The organism is Streptomyces sp. NPDC052682, assembly GCF_040678435.1.
Taxonomy (GTDB): domain Bacteria; phylum Actinomycetota; class Actinomycetes; order Streptomycetales; family Streptomycetaceae; genus Streptomyces.
Window position 1 is genome coordinate 142,534 of the sequence record NZ_JBFATS010000002.1, and the last position, 23,413, is coordinate 165,946.

General features: G+C 73.6%; 20 protein-coding genes. 10 read left to right on the forward strand and 10 right to left on the reverse strand.

Going from position 1 to position 23,413, the window contains the following annotated elements; genetic code table 11:
- The first annotated feature begins 281 nt into the window (after window positions 1-281).
- The 4 genes from AB0K80_RS03120 (at window position 282) to AB0K80_RS03135 (ending at window position 5,393) form a co-directional block, all read left to right on the forward strand.
- Entirely contained in the window at window positions 282-485 is a 204-nt protein-coding gene (locus tag AB0K80_RS03120) for a cold-shock protein (RefSeq protein ID WP_004986573.1), read from the forward strand.
- Between the two features lie 333 nt (window positions 486-818).
- On the forward strand, window positions 819-2,444 hold the full coding sequence (groL, locus tag AB0K80_RS03125) for a chaperonin GroEL (protein WP_365665242.1): 1,626 nt from the start codon (window positions 819-821) through the stop codon (window positions 2,442-2,444).
- Window positions 2,445-2,638: 194 nt separating this feature from the next.
- Window positions 2,639-3,763, forward strand: a complete 1,125-nt coding sequence (locus tag AB0K80_RS03130) for an NADH:flavin oxidoreductase (protein ID WP_365665243.1) — start codon at window positions 2,639-2,641, stop codon at window positions 3,761-3,763.
- 76 nt (window positions 3,764-3,839) lie between these two features.
- Window positions 3,840-5,393 carry a carboxylesterase family protein gene (locus AB0K80_RS03135; protein ID WP_365665245.1) on the forward strand — a complete coding sequence of 518 codons (1,554 nt, stop codon included), beginning with the start codon at window positions 3,840-3,842 and terminating at the stop codon, window positions 5,391-5,393.
- A gap of 3 nt (window positions 5,394-5,396) precedes the next feature.
- Here the strand turns inward: AB0K80_RS03135 and AB0K80_RS03140 are convergent, their stop codons facing one another.
- From AB0K80_RS03140 to AB0K80_RS03150, 3 genes are all read right to left on the reverse strand, one after another.
- Window positions 5,397-5,969, reverse strand: coding sequence for a hypothetical protein (locus tag AB0K80_RS03140; RefSeq protein ID WP_365665835.1), 573 nt, complete (start codon window positions 5,967-5,969; stop codon window positions 5,397-5,399).
- 14 nt (window positions 5,970-5,983) lie between these two features.
- Entirely contained in the window at window positions 5,984-6,874 is an 891-nt protein-coding gene (locus tag AB0K80_RS03145; protein ID WP_365665247.1) for a hypothetical protein, read from the reverse strand.
- A gap of 207 nt (window positions 6,875-7,081) precedes the next feature.
- The gene (locus tag AB0K80_RS03150) at window positions 7,082-7,270 is read right to left on the reverse strand and encodes a DUF397 domain-containing protein (protein WP_365665248.1); all 189 of its coding nucleotides are present in this window, start codon (window positions 7,268-7,270) and stop codon (window positions 7,082-7,084) included.
- Window positions 7,271-7,536: 266 nt separating this feature from the next.
- Between AB0K80_RS03150 and AB0K80_RS03155 the strand changes: the two genes are divergently transcribed.
- A complete protein-coding gene (locus AB0K80_RS03155) occupies window positions 7,537-9,588 on the forward strand; it encodes a hypothetical protein (RefSeq protein ID WP_365665250.1) in 2,052 nt (683 codons plus the stop codon).
- 2 nt (window positions 9,589-9,590) lie between these two features.
- Here AB0K80_RS03155 and murQ read toward each other — a convergent pair whose 3' ends face one another.
- On the reverse strand, window positions 9,591-10,523 hold the full coding sequence (gene murQ, locus AB0K80_RS03160; protein ID WP_365665252.1) for an N-acetylmuramic acid 6-phosphate etherase: 933 nt from the start codon (window positions 10,521-10,523) through the stop codon (window positions 9,591-9,593).
- Window positions 10,524-11,096: 573 nt separating this feature from the next.
- Entirely contained in the window at window positions 11,097-12,050 is a 954-nt protein-coding gene (locus AB0K80_RS03165) for a MurR/RpiR family transcriptional regulator (protein ID WP_365665254.1), read from the reverse strand.
- A 55-nt stretch (window positions 12,051-12,105) separates the two neighbouring features.
- Here AB0K80_RS03165 and AB0K80_RS03170 point away from each other — a divergent pair, with 55 nt between their 5' ends.
- On the forward strand, window positions 12,106-12,501 hold the full coding sequence (locus AB0K80_RS03170) for a hypothetical protein (RefSeq protein WP_365665255.1): 396 nt from the start codon (window positions 12,106-12,108) through the stop codon (window positions 12,499-12,501).
- On the forward strand, window positions 12,498-12,830 hold the full coding sequence (locus AB0K80_RS03175) for a DUF4031 domain-containing protein (protein WP_365665257.1): 333 nt from the start codon (window positions 12,498-12,500) through the stop codon (window positions 12,828-12,830). The genes AB0K80_RS03170 and AB0K80_RS03175 overlap by 4 nt, the downstream gene beginning before the upstream one ends.
- On the opposite strand, the gene AB0K80_RS03180 is transcribed toward AB0K80_RS03175, so the two are convergent.
- Together AB0K80_RS03180 and AB0K80_RS03185 are read right to left on the reverse strand one after the other, a co-directional pair.
- The gene (locus tag AB0K80_RS03180) at window positions 12,803-13,882 is read right to left on the reverse strand and encodes a GNAT family N-acetyltransferase (RefSeq protein WP_365665259.1); all 1,080 of its coding nucleotides are present in this window, start codon (window positions 13,880-13,882) and stop codon (window positions 12,803-12,805) included. The two genes, AB0K80_RS03175 and AB0K80_RS03180, sit on opposite strands and share 28 nt — an antisense overlap.
- 28 nt (window positions 13,883-13,910) lie before the next feature.
- Window positions 13,911-14,555 (reverse strand): hypothetical protein, encoded by a 645-nt coding sequence (locus AB0K80_RS03185; RefSeq protein ID WP_365665261.1) that lies wholly within the window; start codon window positions 14,553-14,555, stop codon window positions 13,911-13,913.
- A gap of 48 nt (window positions 14,556-14,603) precedes the next feature.
- On the opposite strand from AB0K80_RS03185, the gene AB0K80_RS03190 reads away from it, so the two are divergent.
- Window positions 14,604-15,284, forward strand: coding sequence for a maleylpyruvate isomerase family mycothiol-dependent enzyme (locus AB0K80_RS03190; protein WP_365665263.1), 681 nt, complete (start codon window positions 14,604-14,606; stop codon window positions 15,282-15,284).
- Window positions 15,285-15,372: 88 nt separating this feature from the next.
- Window positions 15,373-16,065, forward strand: a complete 693-nt coding sequence (locus AB0K80_RS03195) for a copper homeostasis protein CutC (protein ID WP_365665265.1) — start codon at window positions 15,373-15,375, stop codon at window positions 16,063-16,065.
- Between the two features lie 139 nt (window positions 16,066-16,204).
- Here AB0K80_RS03195 and AB0K80_RS03200 read toward each other — a convergent pair whose 3' ends face one another.
- Window positions 16,205-18,250 carry an AAA family ATPase gene (locus tag AB0K80_RS03200; protein WP_365665267.1) on the reverse strand — a complete coding sequence of 682 codons (2,046 nt, stop codon included), beginning with the start codon at window positions 18,248-18,250 and terminating at the stop codon, window positions 16,205-16,207.
- Between the two features lie 288 nt (window positions 18,251-18,538).
- On the opposite strand from AB0K80_RS03200, the gene AB0K80_RS03205 reads away from it, so the two are divergent.
- On the forward strand, window positions 18,539-18,718 hold the full coding sequence (locus AB0K80_RS03205) for a hypothetical protein (RefSeq protein ID WP_365665269.1): 180 nt from the start codon (window positions 18,539-18,541) through the stop codon (window positions 18,716-18,718).
- Window positions 18,719-18,735: 17 nt separating this feature from the next.
- On the opposite strand, the gene AB0K80_RS03210 is transcribed toward AB0K80_RS03205, so the two are convergent.
- Entirely contained in the window at window positions 18,736-20,379 is a 1,644-nt protein-coding gene (locus AB0K80_RS03210) for a DNA repair helicase XPB (protein ID WP_365665271.1), read from the reverse strand.
- Between the two features lie 415 nt (window positions 20,380-20,794).
- Entirely contained in the window at window positions 20,795-23,347 is a 2,553-nt protein-coding gene (locus AB0K80_RS03215; RefSeq protein WP_365665273.1) for a helicase C-terminal domain-containing protein, read from the reverse strand.
- Between the last annotated feature and the right edge of the window lie 66 nt (window positions 23,348-23,413).

Sequence of the window (23,413 nt, forward strand, 5' to 3'; positions counted from 1 at the left end):
TACGCCCGTCGAGATGTAGCCAAAGTGTGCGCGTCTTTCGCGGCTTTTGTTCCCTTTGTGCGGCCTGACTTGCCCCGAATTCAGGCGAATTCTCGCCACATTCCGGACCGGGTGCGTCCAGATTTCTCGTCCGATTGACCTGTTGCAGACGGCAGTTGGGCAGATACATTCGGCCGCGGTCGACGCGTTCCGGCGCACGCCCCCAACCGTTGGGGGGTGAGGTCTGACCCGGATCCGCGAAGTGTGGATCTGTGCAAGGGCCAGTAATAGGGGAGTTAGGCATGGCTCAGGGCACCGTCAAGTGGTTCAACGCGGAGAAGGGGTACGGCTTCATCGCGGTCGACGGTGGTGCGGACGTCTTCGTCCACTACAGCGCGATCCAGATGGACGGCTACCGCACCCTGGAAGAGGGCCAGCGGGTCGAGTTCGAGATCTCGCAGGGCCAGAAGGGCCCGCAGGCCGACATGGTGCGCGTCACCGCCTGAACGCGCGACCGACGACCAACCGCTGACACACGGTCTTCTCGCAAGGGCCCGTACCCCCCGGGGTGCGGGCCCTTCGGCCTGCCCGGGAGCGGCTCGAAGCCTTGTTCGCCCCGGGCTGAGAAGGCCCGGCCTACCCCCGAGCCGCTTGCACTCGCCTATGTCGAGTGCTAATCATTGGCGTTAGCACTCTGAAGGTGAGAGTGACAACTGGAAGGACCGGGTCGGTGAGGCCACGGACCAGGTGGGGCAAGGAACCACCGGTCGGGGGCCGTCCGTCGCGGGCGCGGGCGCGGTCCGAAGTAATCACCCCCAGTCCTGGAGGGACCACTTCACATGGCCAAGATCATCGCGTTCGACGAGGAGGCGCGGCGCGGCCTCGAGCGCGGCATGAACCAGCTCGCGGACGCCGTCAAGGTGACCCTCGGCCCGAAGGGCCGCAACGTCGTCCTCGAGAAGAAGTGGGGCGCCCCCACGATCACCAACGACGGTGTCTCCATCGCCAAGGAGATCGAGCTCGAGGACCCGTACGAGAAGATCGGCGCCGAGCTGGTCAAGGAAGTCGCCAAGAAGACGGACGACGTCGCCGGTGACGGTACGACCACCGCGACCGTGCTCGCCCAGGCCCTGGTCAAGGAGGGCCTGCGCAACGTAGCCGCCGGCGCCAACCCGATGGCCCTCAAGCGCGGTATCGAGAAGGCCGTCGAGGCCGTCTCCGCCGCCCTGCTGGAGCAGGCGAAGGACGTCGAGACCAAGGAGCAGATCGCCTCCACGGCCTCCATCTCCGCCGCCGACACCCAGATCGGCGAGCTCATCGCCGAGGCCATGGACAAGGTCGGCAAGGAAGGCGTCATCACCGTCGAGGAGTCCCAGACCTTCGGTCTGGAGCTGGAGCTCACCGAGGGTATGCGCTTCGACAAGGGCTACATCTCGGCGTACTTCGCCACCGACATGGAGCGTATGGAGGCCGTCCTCGACGACCCCTACATCCTGATCGCCAACTCCAAGATCTCCTCCGTCAAGGACCTGCTCCCGCTGCTGGAGAAGGTCATGCAGTCGGGCAAGCCGCTGCTGATCATCGCCGAGGACGTCGAGGGCGAGGCCCTGTCGACCCTGGTCGTCAACAAGATCCGCGGCACCTTCAAGTCCGTCGCCGTCAAGGCCCCGGGCTTCGGCGACCGCCGCAAGGCCATGCTCGGCGACATCGCCATCCTCACGGGCGGCGAGGTCATCTCCGAGGAGGTCGGCCTCAAGCTGGAGAACGCCACCCTCGACCTGCTGGGCAAGGCCCGCAAGGTGGTCATCACCAAGGACGAGACCACCATCGTCGACGGTGCCGGCTCCGCCGAGCAGGTCCAGGGCCGGGTGAACCAGATCCGCGCCGAGATCGAGAACAGCGACTCCGACTACGACCGCGAGAAGCTCCAGGAGCGCCTGGCCAAGCTCGCGGGCGGCGTGGCCGTCATCAAGGCCGGTGCCGCCACCGAGGTCGAGCTCAAGGAGCGCAAGCACCGCATCGAGGACGCCGTCCGCAACGCCAAGGCGGCCGTCGAGGAGGGCATCGTCGCCGGTGGTGGCGTGGCCCTGGTCCAGGCCTCGCAGACCTCCTTCGAGAAGCTGGAGCTGGAGGGCGAGGAGGCCGTCGGTGCCGAGATCGTCCGCAAGGCGCTGACCGCCCCGCTGACCCAGATCGCCGTCAACGCCGGCCTCGAGGGCGGCGTCGTGGTGGAGAAGGTCCGCAACCTCACCCCGGGCCACGGCCTGAACGCCGCGACCGGTGAGTACGTCGACATGATCGCCGAGGGCATCATCGACCCGGCGAAGGTGACCCGTTCCGCCCTGCAGAACGCCGCCTCCATCGCCGCGCTGTTCCTGACCACCGAGGCCGTCATCGCCGACAAGCCGGAGAAGGCCGCCGCGCCCGCCGGTGGCGGCATGCCGGGCGGTGACATGGACTTCTGATCGACCGGTTCCGGTTGATCGACCGTCCTTCCGTGACCGAGGGCGGCACTCCCTTCCAGCAGGGGGTGCCGCCCTCGGGCGTGTCCGGGATCACAGCGGCCGGCGGGATGCCGGTGAGGCGTGCGGGAGTTGACACGGACGCAGCGTCCATGCGCATGCACATACCAGCTGGTCCCTTCGCAAGGAGCCGTCCCGTGTCCCTCACCGAGTCCCCGGCCGCCCGCGCCGCCGAGATCCTCTCCCGGCCCGTCGCCATCAACGGCCTGACCGTCCCGAACCGCATCGCGATGGCGCCCATGACCCGGATGTTCTCCCCGGGCGGCATCCCCGGCGAGGACGTCGTGTCGTACTACGCGCGCCGTGCCGCCGCCGGGGTCGGGCTGATCGTCACCGAGGGCACCTACGTCGGCCACCCCTCGGCCGGGCAGAGCGACCGGGTGCCGCGGTTCCACGGGGAGGAGCAGCTCGCGGGCTGGGCCAAGGTCGCCGAGGCGGTGCACGCGGCGGGCGGCACCATCGTGCCGCAGCTGTGGCACATCGGCATGGTCCGCAAGCAGGGCGAGCCGCCCTTCCCGGACGCCCCCGCCCTCGGCCCCTCCGGGCTGCGCCTCGACGGCAGCGAGGCCGGCACGGCGATGACCCAGCGGGACATCGACGACGTCATCGGCGCGTTCGCCGAGGCCGCGGCCGCCGCCGAGCGGATCGGCTTCGACGGCGTGGAGATCCACGGCGCGCACGGCTACCTCGTCGACCAGTTCCTGTGGGCGGGCACCAACCGCCGCACCGACGCCTACGGCGGCGACCCGGTCGCCCGCACCAGGTTCGCCGCCGAGATCGTCGCGGCCGTACGGGAGACCGTCTCCCCCGAGTTCCCGGTGATCTTCCGCTACTCGCAGTGGAAGCAGGAGGCCTACGACGCCCGCCTCGCCGAGACGCCGGAGGAGCTGGAGGCCATCCTGACCCCGCTCGCGGCGGCCGGTGTGGACGCCTTCCACGCCTCCACCCGCCGCTACTGGCTGCCGGAGTTCGAGGGCTCCGACCTGAACCTGGCCGGCTGGAGCAAGAAGCTCACCGGCAAGCCCTCCCTCACCGTCGGCTCGGTCGGCCTGAACGGCGACTTCATCAAGGCGTTCCAGGGGCAGGGCGCCGAGGTCGGCAGCCTCGACAACCTCCTGGAGCGGCTGGAGCGGGACGAGTTCGACCTGGTCGCCGTCGGGCGGGCGCTGCTCCAGGACCCCGAGTGGGCGGCGAAGGTGCTGGACGGCCGCGTCGGCGAGCTGACGGCGTACGACCCGGCGTCACTGAAGACGCTCAGCTGACTCCGCGCACGCACTGCTCTTTGTTGTCGCCATCAATTGTGGTGGCCTCCCACGGTTGCGTAGTGAGGAGTCCACGATGGCGACAGCGCAGTCCCGCCCCTCGAAGGCCGACGACTCCGCCGGGCCCGTGGTCCGTACCGGTGCCGGTACGGTCCGCGGGCGCTGGGAGGACGGGCTGGCGGTGTTCCGCGGGATACCGTTCGCCGCGCCCCCGGTGGGCGAGGCCCGCTTCGCGGCGCCCCGGCCGGTGCCCGCCTGGGACGGCGTGCGGGACGCGTACGTCTTCGGCCCGCCGCCCCCGCAGGACGCGGCCGGCCTGGGCCCGGCGGACGGCCTGGACGCGGCCGAGGGCGACGACTGGCTGACCGTCAACGTCTGGACACCCGACCCCGACCCGGCGGCCCGCCGCCCCGTCATGGTGTGGATCTACGGCGGCGCCTACAAGATCGGCCACTCCGGCAGCCCCGGCTACGACGCCCGGCACCTCGCCCGCGACGGGGACGTGGTGGTCGTGAGCCTCAACTACCGTGTGGGCATGGAGGGGTTCGCCCACATCGAGGGCGCGCCCGCCAACCGCGGCCTGCTCGACCAGGTCGCCGCCCTGGAGTGGGTCCGGGACACCGTCACCGCCTTCGGCGGCGACCCGGACCAGGTCACCGTCTTCGGCGAGTCGGCGGGCGCGGGCTCGATCGCCGCACTGCTGGCCATGCCGCGCGCGGCCGGACTGTTCCGGCGGGCCATCGCCCAGAGCGTGCCGGGCACCTTCTTCTCCGACGAGCTGGCCCGGGACATCGGCACCGCCCTCGCCGCCGAGGTGGGGCTGCGCCCGGCCGTCGCCGACCTGGCGAGGGTGGAGCCGCGCCGGCTGACCGAGGCCGGTGCGTCGCTGAGCGCGAAGATGCTGCAGTACGTCGACCGGTGGGGGCAGGCCGCGCCGACCGTGACCCCGTTCTCGCCGGTCGTCGACGGGGACGTCCTGCCGGTGACGCCCTGGCAGGCCCTGGCGGCGGGCGCGGCCCGCGACACCGACCTGGTGGTGGGCCACAACCGCGACGAGTTCCGCCTCTTCGTCGCCATGTCCGGGCGCCTCGGGCAGATCACCGACGAGCAGGCGGCCTCGGCGCTGCGCCTGTTCGCGCCGGGCGGGCCGGGCGGGGAGCGCGCCTACCGCGCCGCGTTCCCGCGGGCGACGCCGGGCGAGCTCTACGAACGCGTCCAGAGCGACTGGCTGTTCAGCATGCCCTCGCTGCACCTGGCCGAGGCGCAGGTGGCGGGCGGCGGGCGCGCCCACCTCTACGAACTGACCTGGGCGGCCCCGGCCGAGGGCGGTGCGCTGGGCGCCTGCCACGGCCTGGACGTCCCGTTGCTGTTCGGCACGTACCAGGCGGATCTGGGGGGTCTGCTCTTCGCCGGGGCCGGGGAGTCAGCGCAGGCGCGGGCGCTGTCGTCGCGTTTCCGGGCGTCGTGGACGGCGTTCGCGCGCAGCGGCGACCCGGGCTGGCCGGTGTACGACACACGGCGGCGGCTGACGCAGGTGCTGGACGCGGAGCCGGAGGTCAGGCCGTACCCGGAGGAGGCGTCGCGGCGCCTGTGGGAGGGGTACGCGTTCGCGCCCCTGCCGCTTCTCTGAGCGCTACAGGTTGCCCATCGGCTCGATGTCGACCCGTACGGGCGTGCCCCACACGCGCAGCACCTCGTAGTCGGTGAACTCGTGCACGAGCCGGTACGCCCGCGCGGGCCGGGGGCCGCGCAGCTGGGCCGCGATGTACAGCTCGGCCTCGCGGCGGTCCCGGCGCGGGGTGCCGCACAGCTGCCAGGCCTGGCCGTTCCAGGCTTCCGGGAGCCAGCGCTGCTGGGGCTGGGGGCGGTCGCCGCGCATCCCGTAGCGGGACGGGGCGGGCTCGGCGGGCCGGGGCTGCGGTGCGCCGCCGCCCGCGTACTCGGCGCGGCGGGCGGCCCTGCGGCGGGTCTCGCACAGCAGGCACAGGTCGGGAGCGGCCGTGTCGACGGGCCCGTTCGGATGCTCCGGGCAGCGTGTGCTGGGCGCGGCCGTGGTGACGCTGTCCTCCAGCAGGTCCAGGGCACGCTTCAGGTCCGCCCTGACCTCGTGCAGCTTGGCGTCCGGGGTGTCGGCGGTGAGGGCCTCGCCGTGCTCGCCGAGGAGGCGGAGGGCGCGGCCCAGGGCGGTGAGCTGGGCGTGGTTCATGGGGTCAATTGTGGTCACAGGTCGGACCGTAGGAGCGGTCGTACGGGCGTTCTTTCTTGTTGCCGTCGGGCCATCGCGGCACGGATCTCGGCAGCGCGAGCGTGGATCATGGAGGGCGGCAGCGGCGTACTGGAGCGGGCAGGGGCGTGTTCGCCCCGGCAGGCGCTGCAACGGCCTCCCGGCAGGGCCTCCGGGTGCCCCGGAGCGCCGCAGGTCGCGCACTCCAGCATCCGCAGGTGCGGGCGGGGAGCGGGTGCCGGCGGCGGGAGTTTGCCGGTCAGGCGGGTGCGCACCAGGGCGGCGGGGTGGTGCACCGGGGTCGGCAGACCGGCCGTCAGCGCCCGCAGTACGTCGTCTTCCGAGGCGCCCCGCGCGAACCACTCCGTCACCAGCGGGGCGAGGGCGGCGCAGTCGGTCTGGGAGAGGGACAGGACGGGCTCCGTGCGGCCGAGGGCGGCCAGGAGGACGTGGGCGCGGGAGCGGGTGGGGGGCCGCGGAGCTTCCGGCTGCCGCTCCGGTACGTCCCCGCGGGTGAAGGCCGACCACCAGTCGTCGTCCCGCGCGGTGCGGGACCACCACGTTCGGGTGATCCAGCGGGAACTTCCGTCCTGCGCCGTCACACACTCCCGGCCCCGGCGCAGATGCCCCGCGTCCTGGAGGCGGTTGAGGGCGGTGCGCAGGGCGCACTGACCGTACGGCAGCTGTCTGGCCAGCGTCTTCACGGAGATGTCGGCGCCGTCGGGGAGCCGGTCCAGGTAGGCGGCGATGGCGGCTTCGCGGGGTGGGAGGTGGGCGAAGTCGTGGCTCGTGCGGCGGAGTTGGTCGGGGGCGGAGCGCTTGCCGTAGCCGGGCCTGGCCAGGGGGTGCGCGGGCAGCGCGGGCGCACTAAAGTCTGTCTCAGCCATGGGATCGGTCCGTGTTCGATCTCGTTGGTTAAGCCCCCGCAGGTGTTGCCGCACCGGGCGGGGGCTGTTGCTTTATGCAGGCACGCTAGAGGTCCGTCACTGTCTGTGGCAAGTCGAACGCGTCAGGTCAACACGCAGGGTGGGAGGGTGGGTTGGAGCCTTCCACCCGTTCCTTGGAAAGAGGGCTCGAAGCTCGGCGCCCGAGGCTCAGGCGGCCCCGTCCTTGAGGTTCGCGACGAACGCGGCCCAGGTCTCGGCCCGGAACACGAGCTTCGGGCCGTGGGGGTTCTTGGAGTCGCGCACGGGGACCAGGGCGGGGTGGCCTTCGGCTACTTCGAGGCAGTCGCCGCCGGACCCGCCACGCTTGATCGCCTCCACTTCCACCGCTTCGGCCAAGTGCCTCGCGGGCGTGGCGCAGTTCCGCGCCCAGCAGGGCCCGAGGTGCTGCGCTCGCTGCCCGCCGGGGAGACGCTGCGGGCCCGGGTGCGGCAGGTCGACCGGGAGGCCAACGGTAGTCAAACCCGGGTGAATGACAGGTGATCGTCAGGTGTACAACCTTTCGGCCCCCACCGTCGTCGAACAGGCGTATCGCGCGTACACGGCGTACGCCCCACCGCACGCCACCCCGGAAGACACGCCACCCCCCTAGAGGAAGCCTGTCCATGATGATCCGTTGGTTGTGCGGTGTCCTGCGTGTGCGCGGGAAGACCGACCTGCTCCTGGTGTTCCTGTTCGCCGCCGGGTTCACCGCCCTGCCCGTCTTCGCGCTGCTGCCGTCCCTGTGGGGCTTCGCGGTCGCGTCGGCCGTGAGTTACGCCGCGGACGAGGTGCTGCACGTCCGTGCCCCGAACTTCGTACGGCGGCTGGCGACGCTCCAGCTGACGCGGACGCTGCGGTTCGCCGTACGGACGGTGATGCTGCTGGCCCTGGCGGAGCGGATGGACGCGCCGGAGACGGTGCCGGTGGCCGCGCTGGCCGTGCTCAGCGGGCACTTCGCGCTGGTGATGCTGTACACGGCGGTGCACCACGCGATCCGGCGGCGCCGCATGCTGCCGGTGATCGTGCGGAACCTGGACATGAGCGAGGCGGGCATCCCGCAGCAGCCGCCCGCCCTGCTCCACCGGCGTTACCTGCGCAAGCTGCTCCACCTGGACGTGCCCGCCCACGCCGGGCTGCTCGCCGCGCTGGCGGCCGGGACCTGGTACCCGGCGCAGCTCGGTTACGCGCTGACGGCCGGGCTGTCGGTGGCGGCCGTGGTGGCGGTGCTGGGGCAGCTGCGCCGGGCCCGGCGGATGCCGTCGCGGGACGCGGTGCTCGGGGAGGTCAACCGGCAGCTGGCCGGGTACCGGCCCGAGGTCGCGCTGTACTTCAGCTTCGCCTCGGTGTCCCGGGACTTCATGTACCAGGTCAACATGTGGATCGAGACACTGGAACAGCTCGACCGGCGGCCGGTGATCATCCTGCGGGAGCGGGCGTCGTTCCGGTATCTGAGCCGTACGTGGATCCCCGTCGTGTGCGTGCCGAAGGCCGACGACCTGGCGCAGCTGGAGCTGTCCGGCGTGCGGGTGGTGCTCTACCCGGGCAACGCGGGCAAGAACGTGCACATGCTGCGGGTCGCCGAGGCCAAGCACGTGTTCATCGGGCACGGCGACAGCGACAAGCTCGCCAGCAGCAACCGGGTCAGCAAGGTGTACGACGAGATATGGGTGGCGGGGAAGGCCGGCCGGGACCGCTACCAGCGGGTGCGGCACGCCATCAGCGACGAGGCCATCGTCGAGGTGGGCCGTCCGCAGCTGACGCCGATCCGGCTGCACGCCGACCACGCCCCGGGCCCGCTGCCCGTCGTGCTGTACGCGCCGACCTGGGAGGGCTGGAGCGACGACGACTGCCACACCTCGCTGATCCCGATGGGCGTGACCCTGGTGGAGAAGCTGCTCGCGGAGAACGTCCGGGTCATCTACAAGCCGCACCCGCTGACCGGCAAGCGCTCACGCGAGGCCGCCGAGGCGGACCGGGCCGTCCGGGAGCTGCTGCGCGCCGACAACGCGCGGCGCGACGCCGAGCGCACCGAGGCCGCGATCGCCGCCGCCCGGCCCCGTCTGGCGGAGATCCAGGCCCGGCTCGACGAACTGGCCGGGCGGCAGCGGGGCGACGACGCCCAGCAGACCCGCCAGGCCCGGGTGCCCGACCGCGAGGGCGCGGCCGAGTGGCACGCGCTGCGCGCCGAGTGGCACCGCGTCTTCTGGGAGAGCCGCGGCGAGCTGCGCCACCACGTGATCCTCAAGCAGCTGCCGACGCTGTACGAGTGCTTCAACCAGGCAGACATGCTGATCAGCGACGTGTCGTCCGTGGTCGCCGACTTCGTGGCCAGCCTCAAGCCGTACGTCCTGACCAACGCCCACGACCTGCCCGAGGAGGAGTTCCGGGCCGCGTACACCACCGCGGGCGGCGCCTACCTCCTGGACCGTGCCTGCACCCGGCTGCCGGAGATCCTGCGCGCCGTGCGCGAGCCGCGCCACGACCCGATGGCCGCCGAGCGCCGCACCCTGAAGGAGTACGTGCTGGGCCCGGACCACCCCACCTCGATGGAGCGCTTCAACCAGGCCGTCAACGCCCTGGCCGACAAGGCGGAGGCCGAGCGGTCCGCGGCCGGCCGGGCGGAGGCGGAGCCGTCCGCCGCCCGCGCGGACCTGCAGCGGATCGCCGTCGGCTGAGGTCAGCGGGCCGCCGCCAGGGCCGCCCGCAGATGGCCGTCCGACTCGTGCAGGAGACGGGCGGCCGTCGGGGCGTCCACGTCGGCCAGGAGGACGAGGATGGCGTGCTTGACCTCGCCGTCCGTGGCGGCCAGGGCCCGTTCGATCTCCGCGTCGGTGGCGCCCGTGGCCAGGGCGACGATGCGGTGGGAGCGGGCGCGCAGCTTGTCGTTGGAGGCGCGGACGTCGACCATCAGGTTCCCGTAGGTCTTGCCCAGCCGGATCATCGTGATCGTCGACAGCATGTTGAGGACGAGCTTCTGGGCCGTACCGGCCTTCAGGCGGGTGGAGCCCGTCAGCAGTTCCGGGCCGGTCACGATCTCGATGCCGTGGTCGGCGGCCGCCGCCAGCGCGCTGCCGGGGTTGCAGGCCAGGCCGACGGTCAGGGCCCCGCGGGCCCGGGCGTGTGCGACCGCGCCGAGGGCGTACGGGGTGCGGCCGGACGCGGAGATGCCGACGACCGTGTCCTCGGGGGTGAGGCGCAGCGCGTCCAGGTCCGTCCTCGCCAGGTCCCCGGAGTCCTCCGCGCCCTCGACGGAGGTGACCAGGGCCTTGGGGCCGCCCGCGATGAGACCCACCACCTGCGCGGGGTCGGTGTTGAAGGTGGGCGGGCACTCGGAGGCGTCCAGCACGCCGAGCCGGCCGGCCGTGCCCGCGCCCGCGTAGATCAGCCGCCCGCCGCGCGCCATCCGCTCCGCCACGGCGTCGATCGCGGCGGCGATCTCCGGCAGCCGCCGCGCGACCGCCCCGGCGACCGTCGCGTCCTCCCCGTTCATCAGCCGCGCGAGGTCGAGGGTCGCCAGCCGGTCGATGTCCGCGAGCTCGGGCCGGAACGCCTCGGTGGCCAGCGACTCCAACTCGGCTCTGACGTCACGGGGGTCGGGCGGGGAGGTCATCACAGGGCGGTTCTTTCGTCGTACGGCCGGCCGGCGGCGGGACGGAACGGGCGGCTGAGGCTGATCCCCGTCCCGCGTGCCTCCAGCCACCGTACCGGCGACCTGTAGCGAAGTCGTCAAGCCGACCTGTGCTCACAGGACACCTGGAGGGGCCTCTCTGAGGAGAGGCCCCTCCGACGAGGGCCCGTCGGGCCGGTCCTACTTGTTGCGGGCCCTGCTCACCAAGAACGCCACCCCGAAAAGCGCGCCCGAGGTGAGCCCGGCTCGGTGGCCGGCCCTCTGGACCCCAAGGCCGTTTCGCGTGTTCGACGCCTTATAGGGACTCAGCGACGCCGTTTGGCATACATGACACCGACGAAAATCATGGCTGCGACGAACAAGCCGATGGCCAGGTAAGGAGACCAGGACGGCCCGTCGGGTCGGTCATTGGCGAGTTCAATGAGAGCAAACATGCAGGGTCTCCCGAGGCGTCAGAAGGTGTACTTGGCCGTACCTGAGCACTTTCCGGTGCTGCCACCTGTACCCACGCCCTCGCTTCCATCAGTAGCCACTCACATGACCGAAAAGGGCCGGTCAGCCGTTTCCGGCACGGGGACGGTGCCGGTGCGCGAGTGCCTCGTACGACGCCGACAGGGCGGGCGCCGCCGTGTCGTACGTCCGCTGCGCCACGCCCACGAACAGGCAGTCCACCACCAGCAGCTGGCTGGTGCGGGACGACATCGCCGCCGGGCGCAGTTCGCTCTCCCGGGCGGTGGAGGTGGTCAGCACATGGTCGGCGTACTGGGTGACCGGGCCGTCCGGGCGGCCGGTGATCGCCACGGTCGTCGCGCCGTGCTCGAAGGCCACGCGGAGCGGCTCGATGACGTCCCCGGTGGACCCGGAGTGGGTGATGGCGATCGCCACGTCCCCCGCGCGCAGCTGCACGGCGTTGGTCACCGCCAGGTGCGGGTCGCTGTGGGCGTGGGCCATCAGGCCGATGCGCAGCAGCTTCTGCGTGAGGTCCTGAGCGACCAGGCCGGAGGCGCCGACGCCGTACACGTCGGTGCGGCGGGCGGCGGCCAGGGCGGCGACGGCCGCGCCGAGCTGGGCGGTGTCGAGGCCGGCGGCGGTGTCGGCGAGCGTCTGCTGCTCGTCACGGGCCAGCTTCGCGACCACGTCGGCGATCGGGTCGTCGACCGCGATGTCCGTGGTGATGGCGGGGGCCCGGCCGGACTCCTGCTGGGCGGCCAGGCCCGCCAGCGCCAGGCGCAGGTCGCGGTAGCCCGGATAGCCGAGCAGGCGGGCGGTGCGTACGACGGTCGCCTCGCTGGTGCCGGTGCGTTCGGCGAGGCCGGTGACGGTGAGGGCCGCGCAGCCGGCCGGGTCGCTCACGACGGTCTCGGCGACCCGCTGCATGGACCGGGTCATCGACGGGGCCAGGGTGCGGACTTTGGCCGCGAGGGCGGCGGGCGGGGGCGGGGTGACGCCCGGGCGGCCCCGCCCGCCTGCGAGCCCGTCTCCGAAAATTCCCTTCACGTCCTGGGTCACTCCTGAAAGGTATTTTCGTCTCGGTGGCACGGTCAAGCGTGCGCACAATGGGTGCATGAGCCCCACCGACAACCCCGTCAGCCCCCTGGAGCAGGCGCTGCACGCGGCGCGCGCACGCGTACTGGCCGACCTGGTCGCGGGCCGGGTCGCCGAGGCGGACGTCGTCTCGCTGGTCGAGGACTCCGTCACCCAGCGGCGGTGGTGGGTCGAACAGTGGCCGGAGGGCGCCGCCTACGTGGCCGGGCTGGTCGCCCAGGACGTGCAGGACGCCCTGCTGGAACGGTACGGACGCTGGCCGCTGTGCCCGGTGTGCGGCAGCGGCGACCCGCACGCGCTCGACGTCGAACCCGAACTCGGCCCCGACCCGCACTGGGTGTGCGCCAAGGCGGGCGTGAAGGTCGCGGCGGTGGGGTCGCTGGGCGAGGCCACCGGCGGGACGGCCTCGTCGTGACGGTGTACATCGACCCCCCGACCTGGCCCGGCCACGGCCGACTGTGGTCCCACCTCGTCAGCGACGTCTCGTACGACGAACTGCACGCCTTCGCCGACCGGTTGGGCATCCCGCGCCGCGCCTTCGAACGCGACCACTACGACATCCCCGAGCACCGCTACGCGGAGGTGGTGCGCGCCGGGGCGGTGCGGGTCAGCAGCCGCGAGGTGGTGCGGCTGCTGAACGGGGCCGGGCTGCGCAGGCGCAAGGGGCGGGGCGGCCGGGACGAGAGCCGGGACGACGGCCGGGGCGAGGGCCGGGCTCAGTCGCGGGACGCGCGCAGCTCGTAGACGAGCTGTTCCTCGTTCTCGGCGACCCGGGTGAATCCGGCGCGCGTGACGACGTTCTGCGACGGCACGTTGGCCCGGTCGATCACGGCGGTGACGGCCCGTACGCCGTCCTGCCGGAGCGACCACGCCGACAGCGCGCGCAGCGCCTCCGTGGCGTAGCCGTGGCCGCGCGCGTCCGGCACCAGGTCGTAGCCGACCTCGACCCGGCCGTCCTCGTCCGGGGCGCCGTGGAAGCCCATGGCGCCGACCGCCCGGTCGTCCTCGCGGCGGACCAGGACGTACATGCCCCACTGCGGGCGCAGCACCCCGGCCTCGTACTGCTTCACGCCGATGCCCGCGCCCTCCCGGGTGCCCTCGATGGGCCCGCCGGTGAGCCAGGTGAAACCGCCGTCGCCGCCGGACGCCAGGTCCATCGCGGCGGCCGGGGTGACGCCCTCCAGGGTGAGGCGGTCGGTGGGCAGGACCGGATTGTTGTACCAGCACCACTCGGTGACCGGGGCACGGCCGGGCAGGTCCGCGCGCCCGGTGGCCCACAGCAGGGTCTGCCAGGGGCTGGGGCCGGGCTGGACGTGCGGGAAGATCCGGGTCAGGACGAACGTGCTCAGCTCGGCGGGCGGTTCGTACGCCACGCCCAGGCCCTCGGTGATGTCGTGGGTGTGCAGCAGCACCTCGGCGACGCCCATCGCGGCGAAGCCCTCGCGGTTCGCGCTGCGGAACGGGTACGGGTGGAAGCCGCGGACCGCGCGCGGCGCGCTGCGGATCGTGGTGACGAGCACGGCGGCGGTCGCCTCGATGGCCTGCAGGGCGCCGGCGTTGTCGGTGCCCTCGGCGACGGTGATGCGCAAGGGGACGCGCGTGGCGTGGCCGCGCCCCGCCAACTGCGCCGCGTACATGAGGAAGGCGTGCGGGATGTGGTCGGCCGTCTGCCGGCAGCTCCACTCCAGCCGGCCCGCCGTCACCCCTTCCCAGTCCCGGTCCGCGACCGTCCGCAGCAGCGCCACGCAGTGCGTGACGGCCTCCTCCACCTGTTCCCCGCCCACAGCATTGTGCATAGGGGCGAGGCTAGGCGGCCCGGCCGCGTCACGTCGACAGCATTTCCAGCTCGGCGCGGAGGTTGTAGCGGGCTGTCGCCTCCCACTTCTGCCGGCCGTACGGGGTGCGGAACAGGCGGGGCAGGCCGAGGAGTTGGCGCAGGATCGCGGCGCGGCCGGAGCGGAAGGCGTCGTTCGGGACGAAGTGGTACTCCTCGCGGACGGCGGCGGTGTAGGCGGCGTACGCCGACGGGGGCGAGGCGAGGACGGCGAGGTCGGCGTCGCACAGGACCTGGCCGTTGGCGTCGTCGTCGGCGGGGTCGTGGGTGACGGTGAGGCGGACGAGACGGGCGGCCTCGGCGGTCTTCCCGGCGCTGACGCCGGCCTCGGGCAGGGCGCGTTCGGCGAGGCGCGCGGAGCGCTCCTCGTTCTCGGAGCGGTCGGGCAGGTACACGGCGTCGTGGAACCAGGCGGCGAGGCGTACGACGTCCGGGTCGTCGGCGTACTCCTCCAGCACGTCGATGTGGTCGAGGACCGCCGCGAGGTGGGTGAGCGTGTGGTACCGGCGTTGCGGCTCCTGCCAGCGGGCCAGCAGGTTGTCGGCGTACGGCACCGGGTCGGGCCCGCCGGCGGCGCCCCGGGCTGCTTCCAGGGCGCGCACGAAGCGGGCGCGCAGGGCTTCGGGTTCGGCCATGGGGTCATTCTCCCGCCCCGGGGGGGCGGTGCCCCTAGCGTGGAGGGCATGACGACTCCAGCTGATGTGCACGATGTACGAGACCCCGAGCTGCCCGGGCGGCTGCTGGCCGCCGAGCGGGACGCGTTGATCCCGTTGTTGCGGGCCCGGGGCGATGAGGACTTCACGCGGCCGGCCGCCGGGTGCCCGGGCTGGACGGTGCGGGACGTGCTGGCGCACTGCTCGGCCGCGCTGACGCGGGTGGTGGAGAGCCGGTTCGAGAAGGGGGTGTTCTCGCCCGAGTCGAACGACCGGGACATCGCCGAGCGGGCCGGGTGGAGCAACGCCGAGGTGGTGGACGAGCTCGAGCGCGGGATGACCGAGGCCGGGCCCGTGATCGCCAAGGCGGGCGGGCCGCTGGACGGGATCGCGCTGGGCGAGTGGGTGCACGCCGGGGATGTGCGCGAGGCGCTGGGGGAGCCCGGGGCGTACGCGGGGGAGGCGCTGCCGTACGCGCTGACGCTGCTCGCCCAGGTCACCCGGGAGAAGGGGCACCTGCCGCTGCACGCCGACCTGGACGACTGGGACGAGCCGCTGCGGCTGGGCGACCACCTGGCCGGGGACCGGCCTCCGGCCCGGTACATCGGGGACGCCGCCACCCTCGTGCGGCTGTACGCGGGCCGGCCCGTGGGCGGGGCGTCGTACGAGCTGGCGGGCGCGGAGGAAGGGGAGCTGAACATCTTCCGCTGAGGGACCCGGGTGGATGACGTCCGGTGACGGTGTGGACTAGACCTGTACATTGGCCTAGACCTGTAGTCGTCCAACCGAATGGGGTCCCATGAGCAGGCGTGCGGTCCTGGAGGTGATCGCCCTCGGCGTCGAGGACGCGGTCGCCGCCCAGGCGGGAGGCGCGGACCGTCTCGAACTGGTCACCGACATGGCGGCCGACGGGCTCACCCCGCCGGCCGCCACCGTTGCCGGGGTGCGGGGCGCGGTCGAGGTGCCCGTACGCGTGATGGTGCGGCCGGCCGACGGGTTCGCGGCGGGGGACGTCGGGCGACTCGTCGATGCCGTGGGGGAGTTGCGGGAGGCCGGGGCCGAGGAGTTCGTGCTCGGGTTCCTCGACGCGGACGGCGGGGTGGACCTGGGGGCCGTCGAGCGGGTGGTGGGGGCGCTGGACGGGTGTGCCTGGACCTTCCACCGGGCGATCGACCGGGCCGCCGACCGGGAGGCGCTGCGCAAGCAGCTGGACGGGCTGCCGGGGCTGGACACGTATCTGACGGCGGGGGCGGCCGGTGGGGTGGACGACGGGCTTCCCGTGCTGCTCGCCGAGGCGGGGCGGCGGGGGGAGCCGGGGTACGGGCAGGAGCTGATGGTGGGGGGCGGGCTGCGGCTGGATCATGTGCCGGTGCTGCGGGCCGCGGGCGTGGGCGCCTTCCACATCGGCGGGGCTGCTCGGCCCCGGGGGTGGGGGGAGCCGGTGTCGGTGGAGGCGGTGGCGCGGTGGCGGGCTGCGCTGGACGGCGTCTGACAGCGGCCCGGCGCGTGGGGGGCGGGGCGGGGTGGGGGCGCAAACCGGCGCTGCGGGGTGCCTCCCCCACCCTTGCTTGAGCGGGGGGCCCGTCGCCCACCCGTGCCGCCCCAGCGGCACGACTGCCCGCGCAGGTGCCTCAGGGGGCCAGCTGCGGCGGGAGCGGCGCCTGGTGGGTGACGAGGAGGCCCGAGACCGCTCGGGTCAGGGTGACGTACAGGCGGCGCAGGCCCGTGCGCTCGTCGGGCTCGCCGTCGACCACCGCCCGGGGTTCGTCCAGGACGACGTAGTCGTACTCCAGGCCCTTGGCGAGGGAGGCCGGGACCAGGGTCAGGCGGGTGTCCTGGGTGGTCTCCTCGCCGGGGGCGAGGCAGGAGATGCCGGCCGCCGCCAGCGCCTTCGCCAGCTCCGGGACCCGGGCGTCCGCCGCGATCAGGCCCGTCGAGCCCTCGTGGCCCAGCATCTCCCGGCAGGCCGCCACCACGTCCGCGGTGCCCGTGACCGGACGCACCTCGAAGAAGCCCGGGTTCTCACGGATCGACGCCACCGGGGTCAGGCCCGGGGCGATGTGGGGAAGGAGACGCGAGGCGTAGGCGATGACGTCGGTCGGGACGCGGAAGCCGGCCGTCAGCTCCTCGACCAGCGCGTCCGGCTTGCCGAGGTGGGTCAGCGCCTCCTGCCAGCTGCGGGTCGCCCACGGTGTGGTGCCCTGCGCGAGGTCGCCGAGGACCGTCGCCGAGCCGGTGGTGCAGCGGCGGCCCACCGCCCGGTACTGCATGGGGGACAGGTCCTGCGCCTCGTCCAGCACCACGTGCCCGAGGGACGGGGTGCGCTGGATGAGGTCGGTGGCCTCGTCGATCAGCACCGCGTCCGCCGGCGACCACTTCGCGGACTTCACCGACCGGGCCGGTTTCGTCCACAGGACCGCCTTCTGCTCCTCCTCGCTCAGCAGGCCGTCGGCGTGTGCCGCGAGGAAGTCCGCGTCCGACAGCAGGCGCAGCACCAGCTTCGCCGGGTCGACGGCCGGCCAGATCTCCTTCACGGCCGCCTTGACCGCGCCGGTGCGGGCGACCGCGTCCTGCACCCGGTCGTCCGGCGCCTCGCCCGACCGTTCCATCTGCACCAGCACCGCGTGCGCGATGCGCTGCGGCAGGGCCTCGCGGGCGGCGCCGTAGCGGATGCCGCGGTCCAGCAACTGGCGGACCAGGTCCTGAAGTTCGTACGCCGGGACGCGCCAGCGGCGGGAGCCGCGGACCACCACGACCGGTTCGGTGGGCAGCGTGACGTGGGAGTACAGGGCCCGGCGCAGCACCTGGGCCATCCGCGCGTCGCCCTTGACCAGGGCGGCCGCCGGGTCGTCCGTGCCGCGCACCTCCACGTGCGCGACCAGGTCGTCGACCGTGGCCTGCCGGACGGTCAGCTCGCCCAGCGCGGGCAGCACCTGCTCGATGTAGCTGAGGAAGGACCGGTTCGGGCCGATGACCAGCGTGCCGGTGCGGGCGAGCCGCTCGCGGTGCGCGTACAGCAGGTACGCCACCCGGTGCAGGCCGACGGCGGTCTTGCCGGTGCCGGGACCGCCCTGCACGCACAGCGAGCCGGACAGGTCGCTGCGGACGATCTCGTCCTGCTCGGGCTGGATCGTCGCCACGATGTCGCGCATCGGGCCGACGCGCGGCCGCTCGATCTCCTGCTGGAGCAGCCGGCTGGCCTTGGCCGCCTCGGCCGGGTCGGACAGGTGCTCGTCCTCGTACGCGGTGAGTTCGCCGCCGGTGTAGCCGAAGCGGCGGCGCAGCGCGATGTCCATCGGGTCCTTCTTGGACGCCCGGTAGAACGGCTGCGACACCGGCGCACGCCAGTCGATGACCATCGGGTCGCCGTCGGCGTCGTGGACGTGCCGCCGGCCGATGTAGAAGCGCTCCCCCTGAGCACCCTCGGCCTGGTCGGCGCCGGGCGCGTGCAGGTAGTCGAGCCGGCCGAAGAACAGCGGGGTGTCGCTGAGGTCGGCCAGCGCCTTGATGCGTTCCTCGATCTGGTGGGCCAGCACCTGGGCGTTGACCCAGTTCGCGGTGACGTCGCTGATGTCGAGGGACTCGACGTCCTCGCGCATGGCGCGCAGGGCGGCCCGGGACGCGGCGAGGTGCGCGCGTTCACGGGAGAGGGGGTCGTCGTCGACGGGCGTGGACAAGGGGGTGCCTCCGAAGGACCTGCTGCGGGACGGGCCGCGGTTGCCGGGAACGGCCGCGGTTGCCGGCCGGTTTCCGAGCGGCCGGCGGCACTCCGTTGGGGGAGGCGGGCAAGAGGGGGGATTCTAGGACGCCGGCGCGAGCGGGGGCCAACCGTTTTTCCCGCCCCCTAGGGGACGAGGTCGTCCCCCCTGAGGGGCAGGGGTCACTCCGCAGACGTACGAGCGGCGGACGCGGGCTCGGTCCCTGGGCCGATGCCCTCCTTATGTCCCGGAATCCACCATGGAGACATGAGTGCAGCAACCATCACCCCGGCTCCCGGACCCTCCGGAGCGACGCCCCTGCAGGGCAGCCACCACCACCCCCTCGGCGACGCCCTCCGTGCCGTCCGCGTGTTCCTGGGCGCCGCCTTCGACGTGGTCGTCCTCGGCGAGTACGGCGCGGAGGCCGGCCTCGTCCGACGCAAGTGACCGGGGACAGCCCCCGGTCAGCTCTCCGCCAGCAGCTCGTCCGCGTCCATGATCCGGTACGCGTATCCCTGCTCCGCCAGGAACCGCTGCCGATGCGCGGCGAAGTCCTGGTCGATCGTGTCCCGGGCCACCACCGAGTAGAAGTGCGCCTGGTGGCCGTCCGCCTTGGGGCGGAGCACCCGGCCCAGCCGCTGCGCCTCCTCCTGCCGTGACCCGAACGTGCCCGACACCTGGATGGCGACCGTCGCCTCGGGCAGGTCGATCGAGAAGTTCGCGACCTTCGACACCACCAGCACGCTGATCTCGCCCTCCCGGAAGGCGTCGAACAGCTTCTCGCGCTGCGCGTTGGACGTCTCGCCCTTGATGACCGGCGCGTCCAGGTGCTCGCCCAGCTCGTCGAGCTGGTCGATGTACTGCCCGATGACCAGGATCTGCTGTCCGGCGAAGCGCCGCACCAGCGCCTCGGTCACCTTGCGCTTGGTGTCCGTCGTGGCGCAGAAGCGGTACTTCTCCTCCGCCTCGGCGGTGGCGTACGCCAGCCGCTCGGCGTCCGTGAGGTTGACCCGGACCTCCACGCAGTCGGCGGGCGCGATGTAGCCCTGCGCCTCGATCTCCTTCCACGGCGCGTCGAACCGCTTCGGGCCGATCAGCGAGAACACGTCCGACTCGCGGCCGTCCTCGCGTACGAGCGTCGCGGTCAGGCCGAGCCGCCGCCGGGCCTGGAGGTCGGCGGTGAACTTGAACACCGGCGCGGGCAGCAGGTGCACCTCGTCGTAGACGATCAGGCCCCAGTCCCGGGAGTCGAACAGCTCCAGGTGGGGGTAGATGCCCTTCCGCTTCGTCGTCAGCACCTGGTAGGTGGCGATGGTGACGGGCCGGATCTCCTTCTTCGTCCCGCTGTACTCGCCGATCTCGTCCTCGGTCAGCGAGGTCCGCTTCACCAGCTCGTGCTTCCACTGCCGGGCCGAGACGGTGTTGGTGACGAGGATCAGGGTGGTGGACTTCGCCTGCGCCATGGAGCCCGCGCCGACCAGGGTCTTCCCGGCGCCGCAGGGCAGCACGACCACTCCGCTGCCGCCGTGCCAGAAGTTCTCCACGGCCTGCTTCTGGTACGGCCGCAGGGCCCAGCCGTCCTCGCGCAGCTCGATGGGGTGCGCCTCGCCGTCGACGTACCCGGCGAGGTCCTCGGCGGGCCAGCCCAGCTTCAGCAGCACCTGCTTGATCTGCCCGCGCTCCGAGGGGTGCACCGCCACGGTGTCCGGGTCGATCCGGGCGCCGACCAGGGGCGCGATCCGCTTGGACTTCAGCACCTCCTCCAGCACCGGCCGGTCGGTGGTGGTCAGGACCAGGCCGTGCGCGGGGTGCTTGCTCAGGGTGAGGCGGCCGTAGCGGTCCATCGTCTCGGCGATGTCGACCAGCAGCGCGTGCGGCACCGGGTAGCGGCTGTACTGCACCAGCGCGTCCACGACCTGCTCGGCGTCGTGCCCGGCGGCCCGGGCGTTCCACAGGCCGAGCGGGGTGACGCGGTAGGTGTGGATGTGCTCCGGGGCCCGCTCCAGCTCGGCGAACGGCGCGATGGCCCGACGGCAGTCGTCGGCCTGCTCGTGGTCGACCTCCAGGAGCAGGGTCTTGTCGGACTGGACGATCAGCGGTCCGTTCACGCGCGGCACACACCCTTTCCACAACGGCCAAACGTCCAGTGTGCCTGATCGTTCCCCGGGCCGCGGTGGCCCGCGCCACCCCGCCCAGCCGCAGTCCCGGGAGCGGGCCGGATCGCCGAGGAACGGGGTGCCGGTCACGGCCGGCGGGCTGGCCCGGAACGGGAGGCCGGGCTCGCCGGCCCTCCCGGCGCGTCGGATCCGCGGCGCGGGGACTTCCTTTCTGCTGCGCTCGCACGGGCGGCCCCAGCGGGCCCCCGGGCTCGGTCAGGACACCCGGTGGCTGCCCGCGGCCACCGGCCGCATGCCGACACGCCGGGCGGGACCGCCCGCGGGCGGGACGTCCCCGGCGTGCCGTGCAGGGAACCCGGCCTCCACCCGTACGGGTGATTCCTGCGCTGGTCCCTCCGCTGATCCCTCAGTGGTCGCCGTCGGCGAGTTCCGCGACCCCCGTGATCCGGTGCAGCGGATACGTCCGGACCTCGTCCGCGGTGTGGTCGTACGCCGTGACGAAGCCGCCCTCGACGCGGACCGGGGCGATGACGCGCTGGCTGGCGGCGCCGTCGGCGTTGACGTAGCCGATCCACAGGGACTCGCCGGTCAGGACGGCGGCCTGCAGGGTGGCCAGGGTCTCGGCGGAGGAGGTCCGGGGCAGTTCGCCGCCCACGGCCGCGCCCGTGCCGGTCTCGGGCTGTCTGCGCGGGGCGGTGGAGGCGAGGTCGCCGGCCCGGATGGCGCGGATCGCGGCGGCGAGCAGGGTGTCGTCGGGCACCGGCGGGCCGTCCGGCACCGGCTCGGGCGGCGTGCGGGGCGGGGTGCGGTGGGCGTGGGCGCGGGTGATCAGCACGTCGCCCTCCGCCGACTCGGCGGCCGGCGCGAACCCCATCGACCGCAGGCCGTCCAGCAGCGCGGCCGGGCCGGCCTGGGCGGCCAGCACGGTCGGCGCGAGACGGCGCAGCCCCAGGCCGGCGGCGCGCTTGTCGGCGAGGATCTCGCTGAGCACGGCGTCGTCGTCGCAGCGCACGTACGCCGAGGCGGCACCCACCCGCAGGTGCCCGTGCCGGCGGGCCACGTCGTCGATCAGGTAGGCCAGCGGCTGCGGCACCGGCGTACGGGAGTGCGCGGCGAGGAAGGCGTGCAGGTCGGCGGCGGTCTGCCCGGCGTCCAGGGCGCGCCGTACCGAGCCCGGGGTGAACCGGTAGACGGTCGCCCCGCCCTTGGACTCCACGTCGGCGAGCACACCGAGCATGTCCGCGAGCGGGCGTCGCAGCGGGCCGGGAGCCACCGCCGTGAGGTCCGCCTGGAGCAGGACGTGGTCGAGCGGCTCGGGCAGCAGCGGCGCGAGCAGCCGGGCGGCGGCCGCGGCGGCCGTGGCCTGCTCGGCGGGGGGCAGCGGCGCCAGGGCGGGGGCGGGCCGGTGGTGGACGGGCAGCTTGTCGCCCGGGCCTTCGGGGCCTTCGGGGGGTTCCTCCTGCGGTGTCCGGTGGTGCACCGGCGCCCCGAGCAGGGCCCGCCCGTGCGCCGACAGCGCGCCCCGGCCCGTGACGCCGAGCATCTCGGCCTCCGACAGGGTCCAGCGGGCGAGCCGTTCGCGCAGGTCGTCCTCGCGCCGCTGCGGGCGCTCCCACCGCAGCCGGGCGAGCACCGACTCGGCGGCGGGCGCGGCGCCCTCCGGCAGGTGGGCCAGCAGCGCCAGCACCCGGTGCCGCACCTCGGGCGCCGCCGACCGGTCCAGGCCCGGGCCGAGCGCCGACAGGGTCCGGTCCTTCGCGTCCCGGCCGCCGACCAGTCCGGGCGTGCGGGTGGCGGTCAGCCAGGCCGTGGCCAGCCGCGCCCAGCGCTCGGCGGGGGGCGACTGGAGCCACTCGTCGTACGCCGGGGTGGCCGCGTACCGCTCCTCGGCCTCCCCGTCGGAGGCGACCAGCCCGGCCGCGTACGCCAGCTCCACCCAGAACGCCGCGACCGGTTCCGACACGTCCAGGGCGACCGCGGTCCGCTTCAGGTCCCGCACGCTCAGCCCGCCCGCCCGCAGCACGGCCGGGCCGCCCTCGTCCCACTCCTTCAGCAGCTCCTCGACGGTTGCCAGGGCGGTGTACGCCTGCCCCGCCGCGGTGGTGTCCACCACCTGTGGACGGTGGGCGGCGGCGGCCTCCACCGGCGGCGGCACCGGTTCGGGCGTCCGGTGCGCCCGCCCGCGCCGCAGGTGCAGGGCGACCTCGCGGGGCAGTACGACCGTGCCGGGCGCGGTCGGCAGCAGCAGCCCGCGGTCCAGCAGCCAGCGCAGCCGGGGCGCCGGGTCTGCGGTGACCTGCCCGTACGGCGGGCCCCACACCAGCCGTTCCAGCACCTCCAGCGAGTCGGCCGGCGCCCCGGCGAGCAGCGCGGCCATGCGCTCGCGGTCGGTGAACAGCGAGGTCAGGGCGGTCACGGCGGAGACCGAGTCGTGGGTGGAGGCCAGCCCGGCGGTGGTGACGATCTCCTGGATCCGGCCCGGGGACATGCCGGCCGTGGCCTCCCGCACGGTCGGGCCGAGGCCGGTCGGCGAGGGGTGCTGCGGGGAGGGCGCCAGCAGCTCCCGGGCCGTGCGGACCAGCCGCAGCCGGTCGTCACCGCCCCACACCAGGGCCTGCTCGCGCAGCGTGCCCAGCGCGCGGGGCAGGGCGGCGGCGACGGCGGGGTCCTTCTCGTCGCCCGCCATGAGACCGAGCAACTCGTCGTACGTCGCCGGGTCCGCCGCCACGGCCAGCGCCTGGGCCGTCTGGAGCGCGAACCGGTCCAGGTGTTCGAGGGCGCGCACGACCGAGGCGCGGGTCCCCGCCCGGGTGGCGAGCTGGGTCAGGTCGGCCGGAACGGGCGTGATGAGGTCCGGGCGGCTGCGCAGGAGGGCGGCCAGGGCGTCGTCGTGCCGCGCGCGGAGGGCTTCCGCGAGGGAGCGGGGGGCCGGGGCCGCGGGGGTCTCCTCGGTGCTCATCCGGTCAACGGTAGCGGGTGGCGGTGCGGGGGGAAGGGGGTCCGCCGGCGAGGCGCCCGCGGCCCC